General features: G+C 47.8%; 31 protein-coding genes and 1 other RNA gene. 11 read left to right on the top strand and 21 right to left on the bottom strand.

Annotated elements, in window-relative coordinates; genetic code table 11:
* Positions 1-14: 14 nt before the first annotated feature.
* Positions 15-287: a hypothetical protein gene (locus tag DEU30_RS08475; protein WP_114981991.1), complete on the bottom strand. Its 273-nt coding sequence runs from the start codon at positions 285-287 to the stop codon at positions 15-17.
* A 337-nt stretch (positions 288-624) separates the two neighbouring features.
* Between DEU30_RS08475 and hisG the strand changes: the two genes are divergently transcribed.
* Genes hisG through hisIE form a run of 8 tightly spaced genes read left to right on the top strand, consistent with a single transcriptional unit; the run spans position 625 to position 7,694 of the window.
* Entirely contained in the window at positions 625-1,518 is an 894-nt protein-coding gene (hisG, locus tag DEU30_RS08480; protein ID WP_114981992.1) for an ATP phosphoribosyltransferase, read from the top strand.
* A gap of 2 nt (positions 1,519-1,520) precedes the next feature.
* A complete protein-coding gene (gene hisD / locus DEU30_RS08485; RefSeq protein ID WP_114981993.1) occupies positions 1,521-2,849 on the top strand; it encodes a histidinol dehydrogenase in 1,329 nt (442 codons plus the stop codon).
* Entirely contained in the window at positions 2,846-3,919 is a 1,074-nt protein-coding gene (gene hisC, locus DEU30_RS08490; protein WP_114981994.1) for a histidinol-phosphate transaminase, read from the top strand. Before hisD ends, hisC begins: the two co-directional genes overlap by 4 nt.
* Positions 3,916-4,992: a bifunctional histidinol-phosphatase/imidazoleglycerol-phosphate dehydratase HisB gene (gene hisB / locus DEU30_RS08495; protein ID WP_110014266.1), complete on the top strand. Its 1,077-nt coding sequence runs from the start codon at positions 3,916-3,918 to the stop codon at positions 4,990-4,992. The genes hisC and hisB overlap by 4 nt, the downstream gene beginning before the upstream one ends.
* Positions 4,989-5,579, top strand: a complete 591-nt coding sequence (gene hisH / locus DEU30_RS08500; protein ID WP_114981995.1) for an imidazole glycerol phosphate synthase subunit HisH — start codon at positions 4,989-4,991, stop codon at positions 5,577-5,579. Before hisB ends, hisH begins: the two co-directional genes overlap by 4 nt.
* Positions 5,573-6,310, top strand: a complete 738-nt coding sequence (gene hisA, locus DEU30_RS08505; RefSeq protein WP_114981996.1) for a 1-(5-phosphoribosyl)-5-[(5-phosphoribosylamino)methylideneamino]imidazole-4-carboxamide isomerase — start codon at positions 5,573-5,575, stop codon at positions 6,308-6,310. The genes hisH and hisA overlap by 7 nt, the downstream gene beginning before the upstream one ends.
* The gene (gene hisF / locus DEU30_RS08510) at positions 6,292-7,089 is read left to right on the top strand and encodes an imidazole glycerol phosphate synthase subunit HisF (RefSeq protein ID WP_114981997.1); all 798 of its coding nucleotides are present in this window, start codon (positions 6,292-6,294) and stop codon (positions 7,087-7,089) included. Before hisA ends, hisF begins: the two co-directional genes overlap by 19 nt.
* Positions 7,086-7,694, top strand: coding sequence for a bifunctional phosphoribosyl-AMP cyclohydrolase/phosphoribosyl-ATP diphosphatase HisIE (hisIE, locus tag DEU30_RS08515; RefSeq protein WP_114981998.1), 609 nt, complete (start codon positions 7,086-7,088; stop codon positions 7,692-7,694). The genes hisF and hisIE overlap by 4 nt, the downstream gene beginning before the upstream one ends.
* Here hisIE and DEU30_RS08520 read toward each other — a convergent pair.
* The 19 genes from DEU30_RS08520 to DEU30_RS08605 all read right to left on the bottom strand — a co-directional run bounded on the left by DEU30_RS08520 (position 7,691) and on the right by DEU30_RS08605 (position 23,965).
* Complete coding sequence (locus DEU30_RS08520) at positions 7,691-9,079, bottom strand: MATE family efflux transporter (protein ID WP_114981999.1); 1,389 nt, start codon at positions 9,077-9,079, stop codon at positions 7,691-7,693. The genes hisIE and DEU30_RS08520 overlap by 4 nt on opposite strands.
* A gap of 16 nt (positions 9,080-9,095) precedes the next feature.
* Positions 9,096-9,884, bottom strand: a complete 789-nt coding sequence (locus DEU30_RS08525; RefSeq protein ID WP_114982000.1) for an alpha/beta hydrolase — start codon at positions 9,882-9,884, stop codon at positions 9,096-9,098.
* Between the two features lie 9 nt (positions 9,885-9,893).
* The gene (locus tag DEU30_RS08530) at positions 9,894-10,301 is read right to left on the bottom strand and encodes an MAPEG family protein (RefSeq protein ID WP_034823011.1); all 408 of its coding nucleotides are present in this window, start codon (positions 10,299-10,301) and stop codon (positions 9,894-9,896) included.
* A 75-nt stretch (positions 10,302-10,376) separates the two neighbouring features.
* Positions 10,377-11,024, bottom strand: a complete 648-nt coding sequence (adk, locus tag DEU30_RS08535) for an adenylate kinase (RefSeq protein ID WP_011235077.1) — start codon at positions 11,022-11,024, stop codon at positions 10,377-10,379.
* Between the two features lie 117 nt (positions 11,025-11,141).
* Positions 11,142-13,055 (bottom strand): molecular chaperone HtpG, encoded by a 1,914-nt coding sequence (gene htpG, locus DEU30_RS08540; protein WP_114982001.1) that lies wholly within the window; start codon positions 13,053-13,055, stop codon positions 11,142-11,144.
* Positions 13,056-13,120: 65 nt separating this feature from the next.
* Positions 13,121-13,726, bottom strand: coding sequence for a recombination mediator RecR (gene recR / locus DEU30_RS08545; protein WP_011235079.1), 606 nt, complete (start codon positions 13,724-13,726; stop codon positions 13,121-13,123).
* A gap of 16 nt (positions 13,727-13,742) precedes the next feature.
* Entirely contained in the window at positions 13,743-14,069 is a 327-nt protein-coding gene (locus DEU30_RS08550) for a YbaB/EbfC family nucleoid-associated protein (protein ID WP_034823014.1), read from the bottom strand.
* Positions 14,070-14,100: 31 nt separating this feature from the next.
* Positions 14,101-16,146, bottom strand: a complete 2,046-nt coding sequence (gene dnaX / locus DEU30_RS08555; RefSeq protein WP_114982002.1) for a DNA polymerase III subunit gamma/tau — start codon at positions 16,144-16,146, stop codon at positions 14,101-14,103.
* A gap of 25 nt (positions 16,147-16,171) precedes the next feature.
* On the bottom strand, positions 16,172-16,705 hold the full coding sequence (locus DEU30_RS08560) for an adenine phosphoribosyltransferase (protein WP_011235082.1): 534 nt from the start codon (positions 16,703-16,705) through the stop codon (positions 16,172-16,174).
* A 16-nt stretch (positions 16,706-16,721) separates the two neighbouring features.
* Complete coding sequence (locus DEU30_RS08565; RefSeq protein ID WP_114982003.1) at positions 16,722-17,099, bottom strand: response regulator; 378 nt, start codon at positions 17,097-17,099, stop codon at positions 16,722-16,724.
* Between the two features lie 35 nt (positions 17,100-17,134).
* On the bottom strand, positions 17,135-17,257 hold the full coding sequence (locus tag DEU30_RS13730) for a hypothetical protein (RefSeq protein ID WP_255801606.1): 123 nt from the start codon (positions 17,255-17,257) through the stop codon (positions 17,135-17,137).
* A gap of 66 nt (positions 17,258-17,323) precedes the next feature.
* Positions 17,324-18,070 carry a putative DNA-binding domain-containing protein gene (locus DEU30_RS08570; protein ID WP_227016350.1) on the bottom strand — a complete coding sequence of 249 codons (747 nt, stop codon included), beginning with the start codon at positions 18,068-18,070 and terminating at the stop codon, positions 17,324-17,326.
* Position 18,071: 1 nt separating this feature from the next.
* A complete protein-coding gene (locus DEU30_RS08575; protein ID WP_114982005.1) occupies positions 18,072-18,881 on the bottom strand; it encodes a DUF692 domain-containing protein in 810 nt (269 codons plus the stop codon).
* A gap of 74 nt (positions 18,882-18,955) precedes the next feature.
* A complete protein-coding gene (locus DEU30_RS08580; protein ID WP_114982006.1) occupies positions 18,956-20,254 on the bottom strand; it encodes a hypothetical protein in 1,299 nt (432 codons plus the stop codon).
* Positions 20,255-20,257: 3 nt separating this feature from the next.
* A complete protein-coding gene (locus DEU30_RS08585) occupies positions 20,258-20,869 on the bottom strand; it encodes an energy transducer TonB (RefSeq protein WP_114982007.1) in 612 nt (203 codons plus the stop codon).
* Between the two features lies 1 nt (position 20,870).
* Positions 20,871-21,272 carry a biopolymer transporter ExbD gene (locus tag DEU30_RS08590; protein ID WP_011235088.1) on the bottom strand — a complete coding sequence of 134 codons (402 nt, stop codon included), beginning with the start codon at positions 21,270-21,272 and terminating at the stop codon, positions 20,871-20,873.
* A gap of 12 nt (positions 21,273-21,284) precedes the next feature.
* On the bottom strand, positions 21,285-21,809 hold the full coding sequence (locus DEU30_RS08595) for a MotA/TolQ/ExbB proton channel family protein (protein WP_011235089.1): 525 nt from the start codon (positions 21,807-21,809) through the stop codon (positions 21,285-21,287).
* A 3-nt stretch (positions 21,810-21,812) separates the two neighbouring features.
* Complete coding sequence (locus DEU30_RS08600) at positions 21,813-23,180, bottom strand: MotA/TolQ/ExbB proton channel family protein (protein WP_011235090.1); 1,368 nt, start codon at positions 23,178-23,180, stop codon at positions 21,813-21,815.
* The gene (locus DEU30_RS08605) at positions 23,177-23,965 is read right to left on the bottom strand and encodes a DUF3450 domain-containing protein (RefSeq protein WP_041291783.1); all 789 of its coding nucleotides are present in this window, start codon (positions 23,963-23,965) and stop codon (positions 23,177-23,179) included. The genes DEU30_RS08600 and DEU30_RS08605 overlap by 4 nt, the downstream gene beginning before the upstream one ends.
* A 467-nt stretch (positions 23,966-24,432) precedes the next feature.
* Here DEU30_RS08605 and priC point away from each other — a divergent pair, with 467 nt between their 5' ends.
* From priC to DEU30_RS08620, 3 genes are read left to right on the top strand one after another with little or no spacing between them, the layout of a single operon-like run.
* Positions 24,433-24,963 (top strand): primosomal replication protein PriC, encoded by a 531-nt coding sequence (gene priC, locus DEU30_RS08610; protein WP_011235092.1) that lies wholly within the window; start codon positions 24,433-24,435, stop codon positions 24,961-24,963.
* The gene (locus DEU30_RS08615; RefSeq protein ID WP_114982008.1) at positions 24,950-25,885 is read left to right on the top strand and encodes a histone deacetylase; all 936 of its coding nucleotides are present in this window, start codon (positions 24,950-24,952) and stop codon (positions 25,883-25,885) included. Before priC ends, DEU30_RS08615 begins: the two co-directional genes overlap by 14 nt.
* A gap of 4 nt (positions 25,886-25,889) precedes the next feature.
* Complete coding sequence (locus DEU30_RS08620) at positions 25,890-26,165, top strand: late competence development ComFB family protein (RefSeq protein WP_011235094.1); 276 nt, start codon at positions 25,890-25,892, stop codon at positions 26,163-26,165.
* A gap of 17 nt (positions 26,166-26,182) precedes the next feature.
* Here DEU30_RS08620 and ffs read toward each other — a convergent pair.
* An RNA gene (ffs, locus tag DEU30_RS08625) (signal recognition particle sRNA small type) lies at positions 26,183-26,279 on the bottom strand.
* Positions 26,280-26,347: the final 68 nt, after the last annotated feature.

Here is a 26,347-nt window from a genome sequence, read left to right on the forward strand (position 1 = left end):
ACATAGATGTTTGCTCAGGCGTAGGTGTCTATATGTCCTGAAGATAAGGTTTCATCGTTATCAGCAACCTCTTCAACGTCCGTTTGAGCCGACGATTGTTGATGCTGATGCTGTTGGCTACTTTCTCTTTTTTGATCATCTTCGATGGTAGCCCCTTCGTCTTCATCTACAGCGTTGAGTTCGTGTATCTTCTCAATCTGGTTTATTTTCATCTGCTCACGGGCGAAGTCCACAGGCACGCGAGTGTCTTTGGGGATCAACGGAACCATTGCATCAAAGTTAGCCATTGTTGTTGTCTTTCGCCTCGCAGAGAATGAATTCTGTTATTTGACTATACAACCACTGGTTAAATAATAAGCTTATATCGACTAAATAACCAATAAGTTTACTCTTGCATTACATTTCTCAGCTGTTATAGTGCTATACAACTTTACGAAGTAAAACTATTTTTATTGGAGTGTTAATTATGCGTTTTGTTCACAGCCACCACCATCATCATTGGAACTGTATGGCCTAGCCGTGAACTTAATGTTTGGGCTAGCCGTATAAACGCTAGCCTTTCGATTGACTATACAACCCCCGAAAGGCATATACCTTCGGGGGTTTTTCATTTTAGGAGCTGTTATGACTGACCGTTTAACCATTGCGATACAGAAATCGGGACGACTGAGTAAAGAATCTATGGCATTGCTGAATGCCTGCGGTGTGAAATTTAGTGTTAACGAAGCACGCTTAATTGCGCACAGCACCAGTCACCCTATCGATTTGCTGCGCGTACGTGATGACGACATCCCGGGTCTGGTTATGGACGGCGTGGTTGATTTAGGCCTGGTTGGCGAAAACGTGCTGGAAGAAGCCCGGTTAGAGCGCATTGCAACCGATTCTGTCGCGGCCTATCAGCCATTACGCGGACTTGAGTTTGGTCAGTGCCGCTTGTCGCTGGCGGTGCCAAGAGAAAGCCAGTACCAGTCGCTACAAGATTTAGAGGGTTTAAGAGTCGCGACCACTTACCCGCAGTTGCTAAAGCGTTACCTGAAAGACAACGGCGTGAATGCGCGTACGGTTATGCTGACCGGTTCTGTGGAAGTTGCTCCCCGTGCGGGCCTTGCCGAAGCAATATGTGACTTAGTTTCCACCGGTGCTACGCTGGAAGCAAACGGGTTAGTCGAAAAAGACGTGATATTCCGTTCTCAGGCGCAGCTAATACAACGCGCTGACAGCCTGTCGGAAGAAAAACAAGCCATGATAGACCAGTTGCTGCCACGCATAGACGGCGTGCAAATGGCACGGGAAAGCAAATACATTATGCTGCACGCGCCAAAGAACAAATTAGAGCAGGTAGTAGAGCTATTACCCGGCGCAGAAACACCAACCATTTTGCCGCTTAGCCACACCGACGAGCAGGTTGCCGTGCACATGGTCAGCACCGAGAAGCTATTCTGGGAAACCATGGAAGATCTTAAATCTATGGGCTGCAGTTCAATACTTGTATTACCTATTGAAAAAATGATGGGGTGATCATGAGTGAATTACGGATACCCATTGAACAATGGCAGAGCCTGTCGTCAGCGGAGCAAGCTCAACGCTTAGCGCGCCCCGGACGGGCTCAGGCCGAATCTTTACGTGAAAAAGTCGCGGTAATTCTAAGTGACGTTCGTGATAACGGTGAGCGCGCGGTACTGAATTATACCCGCCAGTTCGATAACCCGGATGCGACCTCACTGCGAATGAGTGATGACCAGGTGGAATCCGCCGTTGCTAGTTTAGATGACAAAGTAAAACGCGCTATAGATACCGCGTATCAAACTATTTATCGCTTTCACGAAGCGCAACGTCCGCAGAATTTAAGCATTGAAACCGCGCCAGGCGTGCAGTGTGAATTGCGTTATGCGCCGTTAGACGCCGTCGGTTTATACATTCCCGGTGGCAGCGCAACCTTGCCCTCCACCGCATTAATGCTGGGTGTGCCCGCGCAAATTGCCGGGTGTCAGCGTGTGGTTATGGTCAGCCCGCCTAATAAACAGGGCGAATTACCAGCCGCCCTGCTCTACGCTGCAAAGCGTTGCGGCGTAACCGATATTCTGCTGTGTGGCGGCGCTCAGGCAATTGGCGCGCTGGCCTACGGCATAGAGTCATCGCCTGCTGTAGGTAAAGTCTTTGGCCCGGGTAACAGCTTTGTTACCGAAGCCAAGCAACAGGTTAGCCAGAATGACAGCGGCTGTGCCATGGATTTACCGGCAGGCCCCTCAGAGCTGTTGGTTATTGCTGATGACAGTGCAAACCCGGCTTATGTGGCGGCGGATTTACTCTCGCAGGTTGAGCACGGGCCGGACTCTCAGGTTATTTTGCTTACGCCGTCAATGACGGTCGCAGAAAACGTACGGCAGGAGCTGATGGCACAATGCGCTCAACTAAGTCGCGCCGATATTGCCGAGCAGGCCTTACAGGCCAGTCGTCTGCTGGTAGTTGCCGATATGAATGAAGCCATAGCCATTAGCGAAACCTATGCGCCCGAACACCTTTCTATTCAGACGGATAACGCGCGTGAGCTGCTGCCACAGTTAACCCGTGCAGGCTCTGTCTTTGTCGGACACTACACACCAGAGTCCGGCGGTGATTATGCCACCGGTACCAACCACGTTTTGCCAACGTATGGCTATGCCCGCAATTACAGCAGCCTTGGGCTGGTCGACTTCTACCGTCGTTATACGGTCCAGGAAGCCAGTCACGACGGACTACGCCAGTTAGCAGAAGCCATTACTACTTTGGCTGACGTTGAAGGTTTAGATGCGCACAAACGTGCTGTGACTATTCGTACGGAAACTAAAAGTACGGAGAGCAAACTATGAGCATTGTTGAGCAGTTACAGCGCCAGCACCTGAAACAGCTAACACCCTATGCCTCTGCACGGCGAAGTATGAGCGGTGGCAATATCTGGCTGAACGCTAACGAGTCTCCGTACAGTAACTCGTACACCGTTGATGACAGCAAACTTAACCGTTACCCGGAGTTTCAGTCTAAGCCGCTGAATCAGGCCTACGCTGAATACGCCGGAGTTGATGCCTCACAGGTGTTAAGCAGCCGAGGTTCGGATGAGGGTATCGAGTTACTGATACGAGCTTTTTGTGAGTCGGCGCAGGACAAGGTACTGATTTGCCCGCCCACTTACGGTATGTACGCTATTTCGGCTAAAACCTTTGCGGTTGGTGTTACTGAGGTTCCCTTACTAAATAGCAGAGAGGTGAACAACTGGCAGTTGGATACGGAGTCGGTTATAGAAGCTGCTGCTGAGTGCAAAGTCATCTTTCTCTGTTCGCCTTCAAACCCGCTGGGCAATGCGCTAAATACCGATGATATTGAACAGGTGCTGCAACACTCGCCACGTTCTATGGTGGTAGTTGATGAAGCCTATATTGAGTTCAGCTCTGGTGACAGCGTTGTCAGTTGGTTGCAACGTTATCCGAACTTGGTGGTGTTACGCACCTTATCGAAGGCCTTTGCTCTGGCCGGCATTCGCTGCGGTTTTTTGCTGGCGAATGACGACATTATTGAGTTACTGCAGAAAGTTCTGGCGCCGTACCCTTTGCCAGACCCGACAGTGCAAATTGCGGTTCAGGCTTTGCAGACAAGCTCGCTTGAACGGCTGCAGCAACAGGTAGCAACCTTATTAGCCGAGCGCGATCGGGTGCAAACAGCCTTAGAACAAACACCACTGACCCTGGTATCGGAAAGTGACACGAACTTTTTACTGTATCAGTGTGAAGATGCCGCTGGTTTAGTGAAATCACTTGCCGATAACGGCTTATTAATACGTAATCAGTCGGCGCAGCGGGGGCTGGAAAACGTTGTTCGCATAACCATTGGCAGCGCCGCCGAAAATGACGAACTGATTCAACAGTTGAAGGACTATTTTTCATGAGCCAGAAGCCTATTTTATTCATTGACCGTGACGGCACCCTGGTTGAAGAACCAGCCACTGACAAACAGCTGGACAGCGTTGAAAAGTTGGTGTTTGAACCGAACGTGGTACCGGCTTTGCTGAAACTGCAACAGGCGGGTTATCAGCTGGTGATGGTGTCCAACCAGGACGGTCTGGGTACAGACAGCTTTCCGCAGGCTGATTTTGACGCGCCACATAATTTGATGATGGCGGTGTTTGAGTCACAAGGCATTCGTTTTGACGATGTTTTGATCTGTCCTCACTTTGACAGTGATAACTGCAGCTGCCGTAAGCCTGCGCTTGGGCTGGTAAAGTCGTATCTGAAAGAAGGCCGTGTCGACTTTACCAACTCCTACGTTATTGGCGACCGTGAAACCGACCTGCAACTGGCAGAAAATATGGGTATTGAAGGTCTGCGTTACAGTCGTAGCGAACTCAACTGGGATGCCATTGTTCACCAATTACTGGACAACCCGCGTACAGCGTCGGTTACCCGCACCACACGGGAAACGGACATCAATATTAAGGTGGATTTAGACAGTCAGGCTCCGCGCGAATTTGATACCGGCATTGGCTTCTTTGACCACATGCTTGAGCAGATAGCCACACACGCCGGTTTCTCGCTTTCGGTTAAGGTTAAGGGTGACTTGCACATTGACGATCACCACACCATTGAAGACACGGCTCTGGCGTTGGGTCAGGCATTACGCTCAGCACTGGGCGACAAGCGCGGCATTGGTCGCTTTGGTTTTGCTCTGCCTATGGATGAATGCCGGGCGGAATGTCTCATCGATTTATCCGGACGCCCCTATTTGAAATGGGAAGCAGATTTCACCCGCGACAAAGTCGGCGAGTTATCCACCGAAATGGTCGAGCACTTCTTCCGCTCGTTAACCGACGCCATGGCAATGAGCTTGCACTTATCGACCACCGAGGGTAATACCCACCACCAGGTCGAAAGCCTGTTTAAGGTATTTGGCCGGGCACTGCGTCAGGCCATTACCAAAACCGGAGACCAACAGTTGCCTTCAAGTAAGGGGATGCTGGCATGAATGTGGTGATTGTCGATACCGAGTGTGCCAACCTGACATCTGTCCGCTTTGCGGTTGAACGTTTGGGCTACTCAGTGCTTATTACCGATGACGCGGAGCAAATACGCGGAGCTGACCGTGTGATCCTGCCCGGCGTCGGTACAGCTGTGGCGGCAATGCGTAACCTGAAGCGCAAGCAGCTGGTTCAGCCACTGTGTGAGTTAACGCAACCCGTGTTAGGCATTTGTCTGGGAATGCAGTTGCTAACCTCGCACTCAGAAGAGGGCAATGTGGGCTGCCTTAACCTAATTCCGGCTAAAACCAAACGCCTTCGCGACTATGGCCTTCCTTTGCCGCATATGGGCTGGAATACACTGCAGCCAACCGCAGACAACCCGCTGGTCGAACGCAGCGACAGTTACTGCTATTTCGTGCACAGTTTCGCCGTAGCAGTGGACGAATACACTATTGCCAGCAGCGAGTACGGTGAGCGCTTTGCCTCTATGATACGCCACAACAACTATTTCGGTGCGCAGTTTCACCCTGAGCGTTCAGGTAAGACTGGCGAAGCTCTGCTGAAACGTTTTTTGGAGTTAACATTATGCTGATACCTGCCCTGGATTTAATTGACGGCAAAGTGGTACGCCTGTATCAGGGCGACTTCGCGCAAAAAACCGAGTTTGATTTAACCCCGCTGGGGCAGGCTCAGCTCTATGCAGAAGCAGGCGCCGAGTGGCTGCACCTGGTTGATTTGGATGGCGCTAAAGACCCGGACAAGCGCCAGCAACAACTGCTGGCTAAACTAGCCTCAGATTCCGGTATGAAGTGTCAGGCTGGCGGCGGAATTCGTACAACCGAGGATTTGGAAGCCTTGTTTGACGCCGGTATTGAGCGTGCCGTCATTGGTTCCACCGCGGTTAATAACCCGGACAGAGTAAAACAATGGTTGCAGACCTACGGCGGCGAAAAAATTGTACTGGCGCTGGATGTGAATATTGATCAGAGTGGCAATGCCATGGTCGCTACCCACGGCTGGCAACAGGCCAGCACGCATACACTGGATGACATTCTCAACCGTTACCTGGATTTAGGCTGCCGTCATGTACTGTGCACCGATATCAGTAAAGATGGCACCATGACCGGCACCAATGTTGAGCTTTATAAGCGCTACAAAGCACTTTATCCGCAAGTGATCTGGCAGGCGTCCGGTGGCGTCAGTTGCTTAGACGATCTTAAAGATTTAAAAGCCGTAAACTGTGACTCGGTTATATTGGGTAAGTCGTTACTTACCGGTGCTTTCACTATGCAGGAGGCATTAGCATGCTGGCAAAACGCGTAATACCCTGCCTGGACGTTCGCGACGGGCAAGTAGTAAAAGGGGTTAAGTTCCGTAACCATGAAATTATTGGTGATATTCTGCCTCTGGCAAAACGCTATGCAGAAAGTGGCGCTGACGAGTTGGTGTTTTACGACATTACCGCATCGGCAGACGGCCGTACGGTGGATAAGTCCTGGGTTGAGCGGGTTGCCCGGGAAATCAACATTCCTTTTACCGTTGCCGGCGGTATTCGTTCGGTTGAGCACGCACAGACCATGCTTTCTATGGGCGCAGACAAAATCTCCATTAACTCGCCTGCCCTGCTTAATCCCAATTTAATTAATACCCTGGTGGAGGAATTTGGCCAGCAGTGCATTGTTATTGGTATCGACAGTTTCTATAACGAACAGTCCGGTGAATACGAAGTGCATCAGTTTACCGGCGACGAGAGCAAGTCGCAGAAATCAACATGGCAGACCAAAGACTGGTTGCAGGAAGTCATTTCCCGTGGGGCCGGTGAAATTGTGTTGAATTGCATGAATCAGGACGGCGTGCGTCAAGGTTACGATATTGCACAACTGTCGGCATTGCGCGAACATTGCTCTGTGCCTTTAATTGCGTCCGGTGGTGCCGGTGAAATTCAGCATTTTGTTGATGCCTTTCAAAAGGCGCAGGTGGATGGTGCACTTGCGGCTTCGGTGTTTCACAAAAACCTATTCAGTATCAGCGAAGTGAAAGCCGCAATGGCAGCCAATAATATTGCAGTTCGCCCCATTGAAGCGCTTCAGGAGACGACATGAAAATTGATTTGAATAACATAAACCAGTTGGCCTGGGAGAAAATGTCAGGTTTACTGCCCTGCACAGTACAACACGCTCTAACCGGTGAAGTGTTAATGCAGGCCTATATGAGTACAGAAGCCATTAAGGAAAGCTTAGCAAGCGGTAAAACCACTTTTTATAGCCGCAGTAAAGAACGTTTATGGACTAAAGGCGAAAGCTCAAACAACTACCTCCGGCTTGAGGGCATCTATTCGGACTGTGATTATGACGCATTACTGGTTCAGGCTATACCCGATGGCCCTACCTGCCATTTAGGTAACCGCAGTTGTTTTGCCGAGGCACCTAAACCCTTGCTGCATGAGCTTGACTCGCTCATTGCCAGCCGTAAAGGCGCAGATACCAACGAAAGTTACACTGCCAGCCTATTTTCTAAGGGATTAAAACGTGTGGCTCAAAAAGTTGGGGAAGAAGGCGTGGAAGTCGCTCTGGCAGCGGCAACTGCCGATAAAGACGAGCTGGCTAATGAAAGCGCCGACTTACTCTACCACTTGCTGGTTGCGCTACGGGCCAATGAGCTTAGCCTGGACGATGTGCTGGAGGTATTAGCGAAGCGCCGCGGTTAAGCGGCGCTGTTTAACTGCTCACGAAAATGCTTACGCTCGTATCGGCGGGATACGCGGCGTAGGCGCAATGACAAGAGTACCGCTGCGACACTTAGGCCACTAATAAAGCCAATCCAGAAACCTGCCGCGCCCATGGCTGGCACAACCCAGTCGGTCAGCCCCAGAATATAACCAACGGTTAAGCCAAATGGCCAGTACGAAATAAAGGCCAATATCATTGGGTATTTAGTGTCTTTGTAGCCACGCAGAGTGCCAATAGAAATGGCCTGGAAGGTGTCCGACACAGTGAAAATAGCCGCCAGTCCCATCAGCGTCGCTGCCAGATTAATAATATCCTTATCAGGAGTGTAAAGGCTGGCTAACCAACCACCACCCAGATACATAATTAAACCGTTAACGCCCGCAAACACACCACCAAACAGCATCGCGAGTTTAAAGCTCAACATGGCGTTTTTCGGATTACCCGCACCCAGCGCAAAGCCAACCCGTAAAGTCACCGCCATAGAGATACTCAGCGGCACCATATACACTAACGAACTTATGTTCAGTGCAATTTGATGAGCAGAAACCACAGTCGGCCCCAGCGGCGCAATTAATAACGCCACAGCAGCAAACAGACTGACCTCGAAAAAGAGCGACATCGAAATAGGGAAACCGATACGGATAACGTAGGTAACGTCGTCCCAGTTAGGTCGATACCAGCGCCGGAGCAGACGTAACCGCTTGTAACGTTTGGCGGTAAAGGTATAAACAACCATTGAAAGCGCCATACCCCACAACACAATGGCTGTCGCCAGGCCACAGCCAGCGCCACCCAGCTCCGGCATGCCAAACTTGCCGTAAACAAAAATGTAGTTTGCCGGAATATTTATCAATAGCCCGATAAAACCAATGATCAGCGACGGCATTGTGTTCGACAAGCCCTCACAAAAGTTTCTCAGTACCGCGTAAATAACAAAGCCCGGTATGCCCCAGGAGATGTAAAACAAATAATCCAGAGTAATGGCGCGAAAGTCGTCTTCAACTTCCATGATGTCCAGCAACCATGGCGCTGATGACATACCCAGTAACGTGATAACACCAACAATGGCGCAAGCATAGAACCCCTGCTGCAATATGTTAGCGACACGCCGGTGCGAATTTGACCCGTCCAGGTGAGAGATAATGGGCGCTAATGCCAGCGCCAGACCAAACACCAATAAAGTTGCCGGCACAAAAATACTGCCGCCGACAGACACAGCGGCCAAATCAACCGCGCCTTTACGCCCGGCCATGACCGTATCCACGACACTCATTAACATTTGAGTTAACTGAGCCACCAGAATAGGGCCGGTCAGTTTAGCCAGCTTATTAAATTCGCCTTTATTATTCGTCCACCAGTTCACGCGCGTTTTCTCTGGGTTAGGATTGCTTACGCAAAAATTGCAGGATACGCTGATTCACATCAGCCGGATGAGTCAAAGGCCCCATATGCCCTGCTCCAACGGAGTCTCGTTGAACATCAGGAAGTATCGTCGATAAAGCCTCTGCGACAGCTTTTGCACTGCGACGAGTGTGTTCGCCCTGCAGCAGCAGAACGCTTTGCCCTACCCCGCGGTAGTCTTCCAGGCGTCGGGGTTCGTTAAGCAAGGCGTCGAAGTCCAGCGCCACTTTGGCAGCCTGACTGACCATGATTTGCTGAATGCGTTCAGGCAAAGCATCAAAATATCCGGCGTCATTCCAGTAATCGACAAAGGTGCGAGTGCATTCGACTGCGTCTTTACCGTTCATAGCGTGACTGATCTCCTGTATTTCCAGCATTCCGGGAGAATCATCCGGTAACACGTGAAAGGCAACAGGTTCGTAGACAACCACATCGGCAATTTTAAATGGCTTTTCCAGTGCCAGCTTTAATGCAACAGCACCGCCATAGGAGTGACCAACCAGTTGCACAGGCCTGGATAACGCAAGTTGCTCAACCGCGTTAATAATACGGGGCAGTTCCTGCTCCAGTCGAAAGTTTGCCGTAAACTCGACGTTAGGCGCCTGCCCATAGCCCAGCAAATCAACCGCAATAACAAAGTGAGTGCTGGTTAATTCTTTTATTAACGCCCGCCACTGGCTACTCGCGCTCTGCGAGCTGTGCAACAAAACAACCGGAGGGTTTTGTTGTTCGCCGTACAAATGGATACCTGATTCTAATTCAGACATAGCTTCACTTTATAATAAACTGACACCAACAAACTGACCGATACCAAAGCCAGCAGCTAACAATAAAACGGCAAAAGTCGTTAATACCCCAATGGTGCGAGGCAAACTCACGCCGACACTGCGGGTTAATCCTATAGCATGACATAAGCGAGCAACGACTAACGCAATACCCAACCCATGGAGCAGAGCAAGCGGAGCGTTTTGTACTTCCATCATAGCAAACAGAATAAGCGCCAGAGGCACGTACTCAATAAAATTCCCATGGATGCGTACTGCAACGTTGAGTTCTTCGGCTTCACCTGTACCAAGGCCTACCCGATGTTTCCAGCGCAAGCGGATAATGTTCACAGCCAGAACAAGATAAATAAGCGTTAAAATGCCCGCATAAAAGCCGGTGATTGTTAGTTGAGATGTCATTGGAATGCCTCTTGTTATTCGTTGGGGCCTTGCTTCATTAAAAAAGGCTCACCATGTGAGCCTTTTAGTAAAAAATTACTTTCTGAGCAAATCGCCCAGTTGCTCACTGACTCTTTCAACGGGTTGTGTACCATCAATTTTGTGATACTCCGTCTTACCTTCTTCAGACAGCTTTTGATAATACTCTACCAGAGGCTCGGTCTGTTCGTGGTAAACCGAAAGACGTTTACGAACCGTCTGTTCCTGATCATCCGGGCGAACAACCAAATCTTCACCCGTTTCATCGTCTTTGCCTTCCACTTTCGGTGGATTGTGCTCAACATGATAAACACGGCCGGAACCAGGGTGGACACGGCGACCACTCATGCGATCAACAATAATTTCGTCCGGAACATCAAATTCCAGCACGTAATCAATTTCAATACCGTTATCACGCATCGCGTCGGCTTGCGGAATGGTTCTTGGAAAACCGTCGAGTAAAAAACCATTCTGGCAGTCTGGCTCTGCAATTCGTTCTTTGACCAACTCGATAATGATGTCGTCCGACACTAACTGTCCGGCATCCATAACTTGTTTGGCCTTTTTACCCAGTTCTGATCCGGATTTTATTGCTGAACGCAGCATATCACCGGTGGAAATTTGAGGGATCCCAAAAGTATTCATCAGGAATTGTGCCTGAGTTCCTTTTCCAGCTCCCGGGGCGCCTAACAAAATAATGCGCATAGAAAACCTCTTTGCATGATTCAAAAGTCTGCCCCGAACTTTACCCTGACAGGCGGGCTATTACAAGCGCAGAAAGCCGCTGCAGGCAATGACTTACCCACAGCGGTTGATACGAAATTAAGCGTTAAGCATTAATTTGTTAAGGCGGGTAACGAAGGAGGCTGGATCTTTCAGGTTGCCCCGCTCCGCTAAAGTGGCCTGATCTAATAACACTTCAGCCCATTCTTTAAAGGTATCATCTTCTTTGGTCAGCATGCGCTGAACCAACGGATGTTCTGGATTTACTTCAAAGATGTACTTAGTTTCAGGAACCGCCTGACCGGCGGCTTCCATCAACTTAGCCATTTGCGTACTCATATCATTGTCATCGGTAATGATACAGGCCGGCGAGTTGGTTAAGCGGTTAGTCACACGAACCTTCTTAACTTTATCACCTAAGGCTTTTTCAAAGCGTTCCAGGTTTTCTTTAAAGGCTTCTTCGGCTTTTTCCTGCTCGGCCTTGTCTTCTTCGTCGTCCAGTTCGCCTAAATCAAGGTCACCACGAGTCACTGACTGCAACTGTTTCTCTTTAAATTCAGTCAGGTGGCTCATCAACCATTCATCAATGCGCTCTGAAAGCAGCAACACTTCAATGCCTTTCTTGTTGAAGATTTCCAGTGCAGGGTTATTTCTGGCGGCTTCGTAGCTGTCAGCAACAATGTAGAAGATTTTATCCTGGCCTTCTTTCATTCGCTCAATGTAGTCGTCCAGGCTGACTGACTGCACTGCGCCTTCGTTATGCGTTGAAGCAAAACGCAGCAGCTCGGCAATACGCTCACGGTTAGTGTGATCTTCCGCCGGACCTTCTTTCAGCACATTCCCGAAGGTATCCCAGAATTGTTGATACTGTTCTTTGTCGTCTTTTGCCAGCTTCTTCAGCATTTGCAGTACTTTTTTGGTACTGCCATTACGCATTGCACGGGTGATTTTATTATCCTGCAAAATTTCACGCGAAACGTTCAGCGGTAAGTCGTTTGAGTCAACCAAACCACGCACAAAACGCAGGTAAGTCGGCATTAACTGCTCAGCGTCGTCCATAATAAAAACACGCTTCACATAAAGCTTAACGCCGTGCTGTTGTTCGCGGTTCCATAAGTCCCACGGAGCGCGTTTTGGAATGTACAGCAAATTAGTGTATTCGGTTGTGCCTTCAACTTTGTTGTGGCTCCACAGCAGTGGTTCATCAAAGTCGTGCGCTACGGTCTTATAGAACTCTTTGTATTCTTCGTCCGTAATGTCTGACTTTTCACGAGTCCAGAGTGCCTGACCTGAGTTTACGGTCTCCCATTCGCCGGGCTGCCCTTCCACTTTGTTGCCTTCGTCGTCTTCTGACTCAGGTACCGGTTCTTTCCACATTTGAACCGGGATACTCAGGTGTTCTGAATACTTATTGATAATGCCGCGCAGACGATTTTCATCTAAGAATTCATCGGCATCGTCTTTCAGGTGCAAAATAATATCCGTGCCGCGACGGGCTTTATCAATGTCAGCAATTTCGAAATCGCCTTCACCTTGCGAGCGCCATTCGACTCCGCGAGCGTCTTTATCTAATGCTGAACGGGTTCTTACGGTAACTTCATCAGCAACAATAAAGGCTGAATAGAAGCCAACACCAAACTGACCGATAAGCTTACTGTCTTTTGCTTCGTCGCCGGACAGCTGACCAAAGAACTCCGCAGTGCCTGACTTGGCAATGGTTCCCAGATTATTCATCACGTCGTCGCGCGTCATACCAACGCCATTGTCGCTGATGGTAATAGTGCGGCTGTCTTTATCAACAGAAACACGAACGTGCAGGTCACTGTCGTCACCGTACAGAGAGTTGTCGCTTAAGGCTTTAAAGCGCAATTTATCTGCTGCGTCGGACGCATTAGAGACCAATTCGCGTAAGAAAATTTCTTTATTGGAATACAAAGAATGAATCATCAGGTGAAGCAATTGTTTTACTTCTGTCTGAAATCCATGTTTTTCCATTTGACCGGCTTCCGCCATAGTATATTTCTCCTACTGTTATTACCTATGGCAATAACAATGGGGGCGCAGGAGACATTTTCAAGTCATCGGGAAAATTGTTTTCGACCACTGAAGGCGTGACCCAGTGTGGTTTGATCAACATAACCCAGCTCACCGCCTACTGGCACCCCGTGAGCAATTCGGGTGGTGTTGATATTCAATTGCGCGGCAATGTCGGCAATATAGTGCGCGGTAGCATCCCCTTCCACAGTCGGGTTAGTCGCCAGCACAATTTCCTCCACCGGCTCGCTCTGCAGTTGCCGCTCCAGTTCATCCAGACCAATGTCTGCCGGCCCAATACCATCCAGCGGCGACAAATGTCCCATCAGCACAAAATAACGCCCCTGAAATTGAGAGGTCTGTTCAATGGCTAATACGTCGGCGGGTGTTTCAACAATACAAAGCACACCATTTTCGCGCCGCATCGGGTTGCTGCAAATGCGACACAAGGGTTCTTCGGTTAAGGTCCGGCAACACTCGCAGTGGCCTACTTTTTCCACCGCAGACTGCAAAGACTCGGCAAGCCTTGAGGCTCCACCGCGATCGCGCTCAAGCAAATGAAACGCCATACGCTGTGCTGACTTTTGGCCAACACCCGGTAGGCGTTTTAAATTCTCGACCAGTTGATCGATTGCCGGACTAATACTCATTAACTGACCTTACTACTTAGAAAGGCATTTTAAAGCCCGGAGGTAAACCCATACCGCCGGTTATTTCAGACATGCGCTCTTTGCTGGTTTCTTCAACGCGACGCACAGCATCGTTGGTAGCTGCAGCAATTAAGTCTTCCAGCATTTCCTGATCGTCTTCCATTAGGCTTGGGTCAATGCTTACGCGCTTTACGTTGTGGTTACCCAGCATGGTAATTTTAACCAGGCCTGCACCGGCTTCACCGGTAACTTCCATATTGGCGACTTCTTCCTGGGCTTTTTGCATGCGCTCCTGCATTTGTTGCGCCTGCTTCATCATGTTACCCATTCCACCTTTAAACATAATTTTATTCCTCGTTTAAGCTTTTAAAAAATTAACGCGCCTGAATTGATGACTCATCAATTTGCGCTTGAAACCTTTGTTGTAAGTCTTGTACGCCGGCGTCTCCGTGTAATATTTCACACGCGCGCTGGTGACGGTATTCATTGATATGCTGTTGCACCATTAAAGGTGTTGGCTGGCTCGGCACGCCAACTTTAAACTCTACCCTTGCAGTCGCCCCTAATAACCCGGCCAAAGACTCTCTGACGGCCTGACTGGTCGATTCGTTCAATAAACTTTTTTGTTCTTCAGCCACCAGAATCAACCAGTCGTCATCGCCAAGCTTTTGCAGTTCGGAGTTTAACAACACCTGACGAGCCAGCCCGGAAATGTCCATGCCTGCTATCATGGCACTCCATTTATCAACTTCGGCGGCTTCGCGGATATCGTCATTTAATTCTGGCAGTTCTTCGTTTAATTCGTCTTTTGATTCCGGCTGATGCTCGGGGTGAGCTTCTGGTTCGGCTTCTGCCGGAACAGTTAACGCCACCGGCGAGCTGTTTTCTGTCTGGCTGTTTAATGTTTTGTTGCTATTGTCGGGATTTTTTTTTTCAGCCAGTTGCTCTCGCACGCGTAAAAGATCGGCTACGCCAGAACTGCTCTGCGCCGCTGGCTCAGGCGTTGGCTCTGCTGTTTGATCTGCTGTTGGCTCAGGTACTGGCTCCGACTTAGCGGCCTCTTCCATATGATACGGAGGCGCATCATTATGATAGAAGCCCGCATCATCATCCGGTTCAGAGTAATTAAATTCAGGAGGCTCTTCATGCTCACTATAAGACGGTTGCATAGGCTCCGATAATTCCGCTTCAGGCTGCGGCTCTGGTCCTGCCTGCGGTGTTACTTCTGCTACAGACCCGGCTTCAGTCTCAGTCACTTCCTGAGCAGGAGCCGTTAGCTTCGACTCAGGCATATCAACAGCAGACGAGTCTGGTTCAGTAATGTTGTAATCGCCCTTTTCTGCCGGGCGGAAACACAGCAGCCGCAATAAAGTCATTTCGAGTCCGCTACGTGCGTCTATAGCGTAAGCCTGCTCGCGGCGACCTTCCAGAACCGTGCGATAAAAAACCTGAATAAGTTCAGCCGGCATGCGTCGCAATAATGGTTTCAGGACATCACTGTTTTCGAACACATTAGCGGCACTGGGTACTTGCTGAACCAACGCCAGCTGATGCAATAAGCTTTGTAGCTCGACCAGCACCGAACTCAAGTCCGGTACCATGGATACCATACTGTCCACACGTTGCATTACAGCTTCTGCATCCCCTTCGAGAACAGATTCCAGTAATGCGGCAATATCGGCCACGGGCACGTTGCCGAGCATACGTCTGACACTGTCGATACTAACCGAACCGCCACCCTGGGCAATAGCCTGGTCGGTTAAGCTAAGCGCATCGCGCATACTGCCACGGGCAGAACGAGCCAACAGTGGCAGCGCTTCGGAATCAGCCTGAACCTGTTCCTGCGATAAAACATAGCTAAGCTGCTGCGTAATATCGTCGTTCGACAAGGCTTTTAAATTAAACTGCAGACAACGCGATAAAATGGTAACCGGTAGCTTCTGCGGATCGGTGGTCGCCAGCAGGAACTTTACGTGCTCCGGTGGTTCTTCCAGTGTTTTCAGCAGAGCATTAAAACTGTGCCGTGACAGCATGTGCACTTCATCAATTAAGTACACTTTATAGCGGCCGCGGGTGGGCCGATACTGGACGTTATCAAGTAACTCGCGGGTGTCTTCAACTTTGGTTCTTGATGCTGCATCAATTTCCAGCAAGTCAACAAACCGTCCCTGCTCTATTTCAAGACAGGCACTGCATTTGCCACACGGCGTTGCCGTAATACCTTCTTCGCAATTCAGTGCTTTAGCCAGGATTCGTGCAATGGTGGTTTTACCAACCCCGCGGGTACCGGTAAACAGATAAGCATGATGAAGCCGCTGCTTGTCTAACGCGTGCTCAAGCGGCTTCAAAACATGTTGTTGGCCGACAACTTCTGCAAACTGCGAAGGTCGCCATTTTCTTGCCAGTACCTGATAACTCATAGGATGGATTATTAACTCTGTTTCATTAAAACTGACATAAGGTATAGCACGCAACGCCGGCCTGCTGCAATTTATCTTCACCGCCGAGCTCAGGTAAAGAGACCACAAAAGCGGCTTCTACAACGTCTGCGCCGGAAGACTTAATCAACTGACTTGCAGCTACCACGGTTCCGCCGGTAGCCAGTAAATCGTCGACAATTAGCACTCTGTCGTTTTCAGTCAAAGCGTTTTCATGCATTTGCAATTCATCTGAACCGTACTCTAACTCATAATTCTGACGTGTCACTTTACCGGGTAACTTCCCCGGCTTTCTTAACAAAGTAACTCCACACCCCATGGCATAGGCTAATGCGGAACCAAAAATAAAGCCACGGGCTTCAACAGCAGCAATTTGTGTTATGCCCTGCCCTGCATAGCGTTGCTTTAACGTATTAATGGTTAATCTGAACGCATCCGGGTTTTGTAGTAAAGGCGTTATATCCCGGAAAATAATACCTGGCTTAGGGTAGTCCGGAATGGAACCAATAGAGTCCCTTATATCAGTCGTGGCTGATTCCATAATCTTAGTCTCATCATTATGCGACAAAGCGCACCGCCCAGGATTTTAGCGTATCCAGCAGAAAATCCTCGTTCAAAGGTTTAGCCAGACATTGAGTCGCACCGGCCTTTAATGCCTTTGGCTCTATCTCTACCAAATCCTGAGTTGACATAAACAACAATGGAGTACGGTGATAAGCGTCTAAATCGCGCAGGTTTTTCAGTAAAGACAAACCGTCCATAACCGGCATTTTGTGGTCAAGCAAAACAATATCGAAGTAGCTCTGTTTCGCTTTGCTTAAGCCATCTAAACCATCCCGGGCTACAGTAACCTCAAAGCCAAGTGGCTTTATCAAGCTACAAATAGACTCCAGAGTTTTGTCTTTATCCTCGACAACGAGCAAAGTGACTGACATAAATGTCGTTTACCTGATAGTTAATGAGGATGTATTTAAGAAGAAAGAATTTGTGTTAAACGCAGAACCAGCGGTAAACAGGCCCAGAATAAGAACAACACTGCCGTAATAAGCAAAAATCGTTTGCCTGCCGGTTCTTTAAAGGTTTCTGATGACATAACTTTTACCTCTTGATGAAATCGGGGCTGATCATACTCGATCCTCGACAACGATAAAAGTTGAATTCAATTCTTTACCTTCAATATCAATTGTTGCCCGGCTAGTCTGTTTAAAGTCTGTTCGGCCCCTTGCTGTAGCTGATCTTTGGGCCATTGAGGGAGTAATTCAGGCAAAAGCTCGAGTAAGCTATTCAGTTGAATACTCTCTCTATTTTGTAGCTCTGTTAACAGTAAAAAAGTCATCGCATTAATGCGAATAAAGCGAACCTTATCGTTGTTATCGCGAAACACGATCAAAAAACGCGGTTCGGGCAAGGATTCCTGAGGCTGAAACTCAGTGCTTATTTCATCAACCGGGTACTGATATGACGAAACCATAGCCGTAGGGTTAAGTACAATAAGAGAGTCCGTCTTGAGCGCCTCTTCCGAGTGAATATAATTTTCAGGCCACGGCTTTTGCTCTACCGCCAGCTCTGCCCATTCATAGTGAGCCAGTTCAGCCGCAAAGATAAACAACTCGTCATGAGATTGCAGGTACTCAACAAAGCTTGCCGCAATACCAGTAAAATATGGTGACTGAGAAGAAAAGGTACGAAAAAACCGCTCTTTGGTTTCTGCCCATTCTTTTTCCGCTGCCAGCTTTTTGAGTACAGGAAATGCACTATCAATAAAACGAAAGATATTATTCCGCAGTAATCGCTGATAAACAGCCAGCCGCCGCGCTTCTATCTCATCCAGCCAAGCTTCGTCTACGAACTTTTCCGGCGCTTTTAACTGTTCCACAAAGCGATTTTGAATTTCTTTAAAAGTCATTTTACTCATGGCGAGCCTGTATCGCTTTTATCCTGTTCAACTCCTGGTTTAACTCTTCCAGCGAAGGGAAGTTGAAATCTCTTTCCAACAAAGTAGGGTAAACGCCGTGCCGCCCATAAGCATAATCCAGAAGCTGGAAAACTTCGTCTTTTACGCTGGCACCATGAGTATCAATATAAAGATCTTCGTATTCTTCGTGATGTCCGGCTATGTGTCCGTAGACAATTCGCTCAGAAGGCAGGCCATCGATGAATTCATAAGGGTCATAGCTGTGGTTTACACTGTTCACAAAAACGTTATTTACATCGAGTAAAAGTTTGCAATCACCTGCCTCAAGAACCTGATTAATGAATTCTAATTCGGTAAATTCCGGAGAGGGACTCGCGTAATAAGAGACGTTTTCCAATATTAAAGCTTGTCCTAACCTATCCTGAACTTGCTTAATTCGTTCGCCAACATAGGCAACGGCATCGACTGTAAAAGGAATAGGCAGTAAATCGTATAACTGGCCGTTATGAGAGCAATAGCTTAAATGCTCACTGTAAATTTCAATATCAAAGTCATTCAAAAAGCGCTTCACATCTTTCAGAAAGCTTTGATTCAACGAGTCCTGGCTGCCAATAGAAAGCGATAAGCCATGGCAGGTCAGTTGATATTTTCCGGCTATTTGGGCGAGTTTTTCCAGACGGGAACCTTTAAAAGGTATCCAGTTCTCCGGGGCTATCTCAAGAAAATCCGCATCAATATCTCCAGCTAAAGCAGCGTCAAGCAACTCGTTTCTTAAGCCAAGACCGACCGAATGAGACCTCATGTTTCTCTCCCCAGAAAACAAAAACCCGACACTGTGGCCGGGTTTTACTATGCAGTTATAAAAACGAAAAGTGGTTAATCGAGATCGATACCTTTTCGTTTAGCTGTAGACTTAATATAACCCTTCCAGCTACGAGCACTGCGACGTTGACCATCGAAGGTTGCAGCTTCATCAACATAACGCATAGCCTGGCGATAGTCACCACCATAGAAATACGCTTCCGCTAATGACATGTAGACACGACCTTCTTCATTACGCTCCAAATAATCCAGAGCCTTTTTTAGGGGAGTTGCTGCCGCAATATACTGTTCATTTAACAGCATCAAGTTACCTTGCTTGCGGTAGTACTCACCTTTATCATCACGTTCTTCAGCTGACTCAGCTGCGCGCTCATACCAGGAAACAGCTTTCTCAAGTTCTTTAGCGCGATGATAACTATTAGCGATAGTCGCAAAGTTCTTCGCAGTCTTTTCGATATCACCCGCTTCTACGTGCTTTTCCATAGTCGCAGCAGCTTTGTACGGAATACCTTCATTATCATAAAGTTGCACCAGCATTTTATACTGACTCTCCTTATCAAGATATCCAGCCAAATACGCGATTTCCATAGTTTGAAGAGACTTAGCTAAGTTTTCTTCTAACATATAAAACTGCGCTAACTGCGGCCACCATTGGGTGACTTCGGGCAACTTATTCAAACCTTCTTCAAGAACTCCTATCGCCTGAGGGTACATCTTACGCTCGTAGTAAGACGCCATCATTAACGTGTAGACATTCTTATCAGGTTTTTCAGCTGCTTCTAAAGACGCCTCGGCTAACGGAATGATTTCAGCGAAATTTTTCATCTGGTAATGCGCATTAGCCATGTACAAGAAGACCTGAGAGTCACGTTCGCCTGTAAATTGAACCCATTTTCTAAGGTATTCAAGGCTCTGCTCGTACTTCTCTTCTTGCAGACTAATTTGCCCAACCAGCTTCATAGCCGCCGCTTGGTCATTCCAACCGAGCACGTCCTGATCCACTGCGTTTTTCAAAACTTTTAAAGCATCAGCCATGCGCTCATCTGCTGCATAAAGATTACCAAGAAAACGATCCAGATACGCAGAGTCGTACCCAGGGTCAGGATCTTGATCTTCAAGAACCGCTATCGCTTCTTTGATTTTTTCTTCTTCATACAGTTCAAACGCATCCATGATTGCCCGACCAATACTCTGCGAAGCAGCCTTATTGTCACGAGCCTTCTTCTGCGCCTCAACGGTCTCTTTGTCCGGGATGTTGAAGCCAAGGTCCTGCGCCGAAGCCGGAACCGTTGTCATCGACATAACCGAAGCAAAAGCCAGGGCACTAACAAATGTTTTAACTGTATATTTCATTTCTTAGTTCCCATCCATTGTGAAGTCGAGCTGGACGGTCATGCCTTCCTGACGAACAGGCTTACCATCAATGACCTTGGGCTTATACTTCCAACGCAATAGCGCGCGCCGTGCCTCACGGTCGAAAACTCGACGAGGTTCAGAATCGATGACTTCAACGTCAGTTACACCACCTTGCTGGTCGATAGTGAAGCGCAGCTGTACCCAACCTTCGGTGCCGTTTCTTGCAGCTGAAGGCGGATAACGCGGTTCGATACGAACAATAGGTGTTGCGTCTCCGTCAGAGTTTAGTCCTCCGCCTGGCCCTGAAAGACCTGTATCAGCACCACCAACATCAACATCAAAACCCATGTTCATGTTCATGCCACTGTCTGATGTATCAGGCTCAGACTGTGGTGTTTCTGGTGGCTGCTCCGGCGGCGGCGGTGGCGGCGGCGGTGTACGCCGACGCTCCTGAACGTCAGACTCAGGTGGCGACGTTACGATGTCAATAACGGGCGTTGGAGCCGGCGCTTCGTTGCGCTGTGCTCCTCCGCCGATTAAGTAAGCCATGAAAGCAAACAGAGCAAACGTAACGGCGGCACCTAGTAGTAAAGATACTAAAAAGCGCACCATATTAGTTATTCTCCGCAGCTATGGATATCTTATCGATACCCGCTTCCTTAACCTGATCCATGACTTCTACAACGACACCATGTTCAGCTTTCTTGTCGGCCTGGATAACAACAACATCAGTTGGTTGTTCGGCAAGCATACGTTCAATGTTAGCGCCTACACGCTCAACATCCACTTGACGTTTATCCATCCAGACTTCACCAGTATCACGAATAGCGATAAAGATGTTAGCTGAAGGCTCCTTTGTCGTATTACTGGCTTCAGGCTTATTAACCTGAATACCCGCTTCTTTGACGAATGAGGTCGTTACGATAAAGAAGATCAACATAATGAAGACGATGTCGAGCATCGGCGTCATGTCGATCGACGCATCTTCCTCTTCTCGATTACGATTACGTGCCATAGTTTTACTCTCTTAGTGATGTGGCAAACTGTCAACAAGGCCTTCTTTCGCTCTACGCACTTTACTTTCCAGGCGTGTCGCGAAAAACATACCGGATAACGCAGCAACCATTCCCGCCATAGTAGGGATTGTTGCCATCGAAATACCCGATGCCATTAGACGAGGGTTACCCGTCCCTTGTACTGCCATGATTTCAAACACCGCAATCATACCTGTTACGGTACCCAGCAGCCCAACTAGTGGACATAAGGCAACACAAGTTTTTATCAACAGAATACGTGCATTCAGTTTATCGTTCGCTTCGGAAATCCATGCTTCACGGATTCTATGGGCGTACCATGAGGTGGTGTCCTTACGGGCATCCCATTTCGCTATAATGTCATTGCGAAGTTTAGGGAAAGCACCTGTAAGGTACCAATAACGCTCAATCATCAGTACCCACATTAGAAAGAGCACCCCCATGACGATGTACAGGACATCGCCACCGGTAGCCAGAAAATCCCTGATAGATTCCCAAAGTTCCATCAGGTAAAGCATGGGTTACTCCTTCTCCGAATGCGCAGCTACGATACCCGCTGCTTGCTCGTCCAGAATATGAACAATAGACTTGCCGCGAGAAGCCACAATACTGTGAGCCAAAATCAATGGAATAGCTGCAATCAGACCCATAGCTGTTGTTACCAACGCCATAGAGATATCGCCTGCCATGATCTTCGGATCACCGGTACCAAACAGTGTAATAGACTGGAACGTACCAATCATACCAACAACTGTACCTAACAGACCAAGCAATGGAGCAATAGCCGCAAGGATCTTAATGACGTTAATGCCACTTTCGACTCTCGGGGTTTCACGTAAAATTGCTTCGTCCAGTTTCAACTCTAAGTTTTCAACGTCTGCATTCTTATTCTCTTGATAAACCTTAAGAATACGGCCTAATGCGTTGTTGTCTTTAGGTTGCTCTGGGTTCTTCAACTGAGAGCGGATTTTTCCTGCAGCAGTTGTCAAGGTAACCAGTTTGAATACAGAAATTAACAGACCAAGAATTAATACTGCAGTAATTACATAACCAACAGTACCACCTTGGTGATAACGTTCAGACAACGTCGCTTTGTTAGTTAACAAGCTAAGAATCTGACCTTTAGAAGGATCTAAGAAAATACCTTCATAACCACTTTCTGTGTTGTAAAACTCTTGTGCTTGTCCAGTTGCGCCACCTTCAGGTTGACGACCTAATGGTTGTACCTGTTCAGTCGTGTCGTTGTAGACTAAGTAGTTGTCACCCTGAATCAAGTTGAAAACCCCAACACGCAATACTTCACGGTTTTCACTACCGCCGTCAAGTAAGGTTACATCAGTATTAAATTTAACAACTTTGCCTGACTCTACCATTTCAGTTAACAAGGCTTTCCAGAGCTCTTCCAGCTCTTCCAGAGTTGGAAGTTCTTTCGCTTCTGACAAGCTTTCCAGAACGTCTTCACGACCTGGATACTGTGCACTGATGATAGAAGTCGCGATACGACCGATAGTTTCTGTCGCAGCACCACGAACCACACCGAACATTTCACCTAAGGTACCTTTAGCATTCTCAAGTTCTTGTTCTTTGTTCGCCAGTTCAACTTCGTTTTCAGAAAACTCTTCCTGCAAACGTTTACCGCGAGCTTTTTCTTCTTCTAATTGCTTCTCTGCACGATTCAGCAATGCTTGCTTATCGGCACGAGCAGCGGTGAATTCACGCTCACGTTCAGCGTTCAGTTCACGAGAAGAAACACGGTTTTTTTCAACAAGCTGTAACAGCTCATCTAAACTTTTAGCTTCAGATTGATCCTGAGCCTGGGCAGCGAGAGTCGTACCTGCAGAAAGGGTGACTGCTGCTGCAATCATTAATGATTTAACTAATTTATTCATTCTGCACTCTCCGCTGCGAATACTGGAAGTTTCACCAGATCGTAAGCAAGTTGCTTACGTGACATACGAATCGCTTGGGTCAGAGGACGGATAAACTCGTCTTCCAAAGCAGTCCACTCATCGGTTTCATTGTTGTAGATCCAAGCATTTTTCAAGTCCAGAGACTGAGCTAAGAATGCAACACGACCCATGTGGAAGTAATCAACAGCAATTTGTTCGCCGTCAATTTCCAGGTTGCCCTGATACGAAATCAAACCTGAACCGTAGTCCATTTCGGTTTGATAAGCTTCGATGATTTGACGAAACTGCTCTGATGTAGAGACGCTTGAGCTGTCCATGATGTCGCGTAAACGCTCAACACGAGCCATACGCTTTTCACGGTGAATTGGAATGTCCAATTTCACAAACTGTTCAAGAGAGTCGATCATTTCATACATCAAAGGAACAACGCCCTGTTTGGTGCGCTCGATTCCGTCGATCTGCTTTTGAAGAGACTCAAGCGTTGCGTTTTGGTCATTAACCAAACGTTGTACATGGTCATTATAGACTTTCAAGTTCTCGTACTCAGCAACCACTGAACGATACTCGATAAGAAGGTCCTGACTTTGCTCGAACAAAGAGTCGATTTTATTTTGCGACTGTTCGCCGGCTTTCAAAACCTTCTGCTCTTCGTTTTGTAGCTTAGCTACATCTACTTGCTGTGCAGCGGCAACGCCAGTGCCAGCAAACGCCATCACACCCATAAGGGTTGCAGCGAGTTTGGTTCTTTTGATTACTTTGGTCATAGTTCCCAACCAATTTGACTTAACTTCCGCTTCAACGCCTAAGGCGTGAAACACCAGTTGTTTGAATGACGAAAAGATCTCGTTCTACACTTTATTATTATTGCCAAAGAAAGCAGCAATACTAAAAGATACTCCCACGATGGCTATACGCTGTCAACCAAGTAAACTGAGTCAACCGCGCTATAGCTGTCGCTTTGTATCCGGTGCAGAACACGGTTCTGGACTCTCGTAATTTCCAGATATTTTCTCGGACGACATCCTGTCGTCAACTCATTTCATACCCCCAGTTTTGGTACATGTATACCTAACTTGGAATATTACTCCTTCCTGAATAGTATCACTTTTTGATCGACGAACAACACTGACATTTCAATTTCAACGTTTTTTAAACAATTAATTTATTAGCCTATATTCAATGGTAGACCCAATTTCGTGACCTAAGTTTCAAAATCCTTTAATATAGAGGGATGAGAGAGATATTAAATGTAACCTCAATACAACATATTGAACAGCTGCTCAACACTTTACAGGGGCGAGCTGAGCAAATTGATGGGGAAAATAGAAAGAAACATCGCCAGCTTAGCGAAAATTGGTTTAGTTCGTCGCTGTTCAGCCAAAGTTCTAACCTGGCTGTAGATTACGTTGCAGAGACCCAAAACCTTTTTCGACAGCTTCAGAAAAGCGACAACCATCATGCTCAACGTTACCTTGCGGAAAAGCTCAGTCTGCAGCTAGAAGCATTAAATACAGCTTTCCGGGCTAATAGACCACCTAAACAACAGCAAGATCATCGCATTACTGCGCAAAATCAACTGCAGCAGATGCATCAACAATTAGTGACTTATCGTGACTACGAAAGACGACTGACAGAAAACCTGGATACGGCTGCTGCGGGTAATAACCCAACCATGATTCAAAGCGCGCAGCAACGCCTTAACCGCTGCCAAATGGCCATTGATTCTCTGGAGAAAAAGATTAGCCGTTATGAAGAAGGTTGACGTTCCTTTTATCTACTCACCTTTATACAGTGAATTAGATTTACCGCCCAGACACCGTTACCCAATAGAGAAATACCGCCTACTAAAAGACTGGGCGGTTAAACACGGAGCAACCAATAATCAATGGCATCAACCTGAGCCACTTAGCTGGGAACAGGCAGCACGAACACACTGTCCGGGCTATCTGTCTCAGTTACGGCAGAACAGCATGGATAAAAGCAGCTGGCGACGCATAGGCTTTCCCTGGTCAGAACAGCTATTGTACCGCACCCTAACCTCCGCTGGGGGCACACTGCTGACGACCGAACTGGCACTCACGAAGGGAGTTGCCATACACTTTTCCGGCGGCTACCATCATGCTCACAAAGACTGGGGCAGTGGTTTTTGTCTACTCAACGATTTAGCAATAGCCTGCAATGAAATACTAGTTCGCCATCCAAAACTAAAAATAGTGGTACTGGATACCGATGTTCATCAAGGCGACGGAACCGCCACACTCTTTGAAAAAGATAATAGGGTTTTTACCTGCTCAATACACGGGGAACGTAATTTTCCATTTTCCAAAGCTAGCTCTAATCTGGACATTCCTTTAGCTAAACATACCTCTGACAAAGAATACTTAGCGGCTCTCGAAAATACCCTCGAACGCATCAACCGCGAAATTAAACCCGATCTTATTCTTTACGATGCCGGTGTCGACATTTATCAGCGGGACGAGTTGGGTCATCTAAATATTAGTCTGGCGGGTATTTTTCAAAGAGACCTTGCTGTACTAGGCTTTGCTAAACGACATGAGATTCCTTTGGCTGCTGTCATCGGCGGAGGGTATCAACGTAATTTACCACGTTTAGTCAGAGCCCATGCTCAACTACTAAGAGCCAGTTATTATGTCTATACTGAGAATGAGCTAACAGAAGGATAAAAGTATGAAATTTGACGATGACATTCACAATTATTACGAGCGTTTAGTTGCAGACCGGATAGAAGAACTGGAACTGGAAAAGCAACACAGTCAGGAGTTTCTGGCTGATCTCAGTTGCCTGGTACTTAATCAGTTGCCGCCGCGTTACATTCGACACGAAGTTGATATGGCTTTCTTTTTACCACCGTCAAAGCGGCTGGACATGGAAATGCAGGTACACAAAGCAATAGCGGAAGCACTGGAATTTTTGAAAGGAAGAAAACGCCCTGACGGCGATTAATAAAGATTGGGTGGCGACTCTACCAGCCACACCTCGGCACACACATCCCTGACTACGGCTGCTCCCTTCCGGGCCTGACCGGGTTCACCAGTTAGCGTTGCGAGGGGACCCGCAGAGTCACCATAAACGCTTTGTTCAAAGCGGGCTGCATTATGAACCAGTTGCCCGGCTGAAACAACCCA

The sequence above is a fragment of the Idiomarina sp. 017G genome, from assembly GCF_004362265.1.
Lineage (GTDB): Bacteria > Pseudomonadota > Gammaproteobacteria > Enterobacterales > Alteromonadaceae > Idiomarina > Idiomarina loihiensis.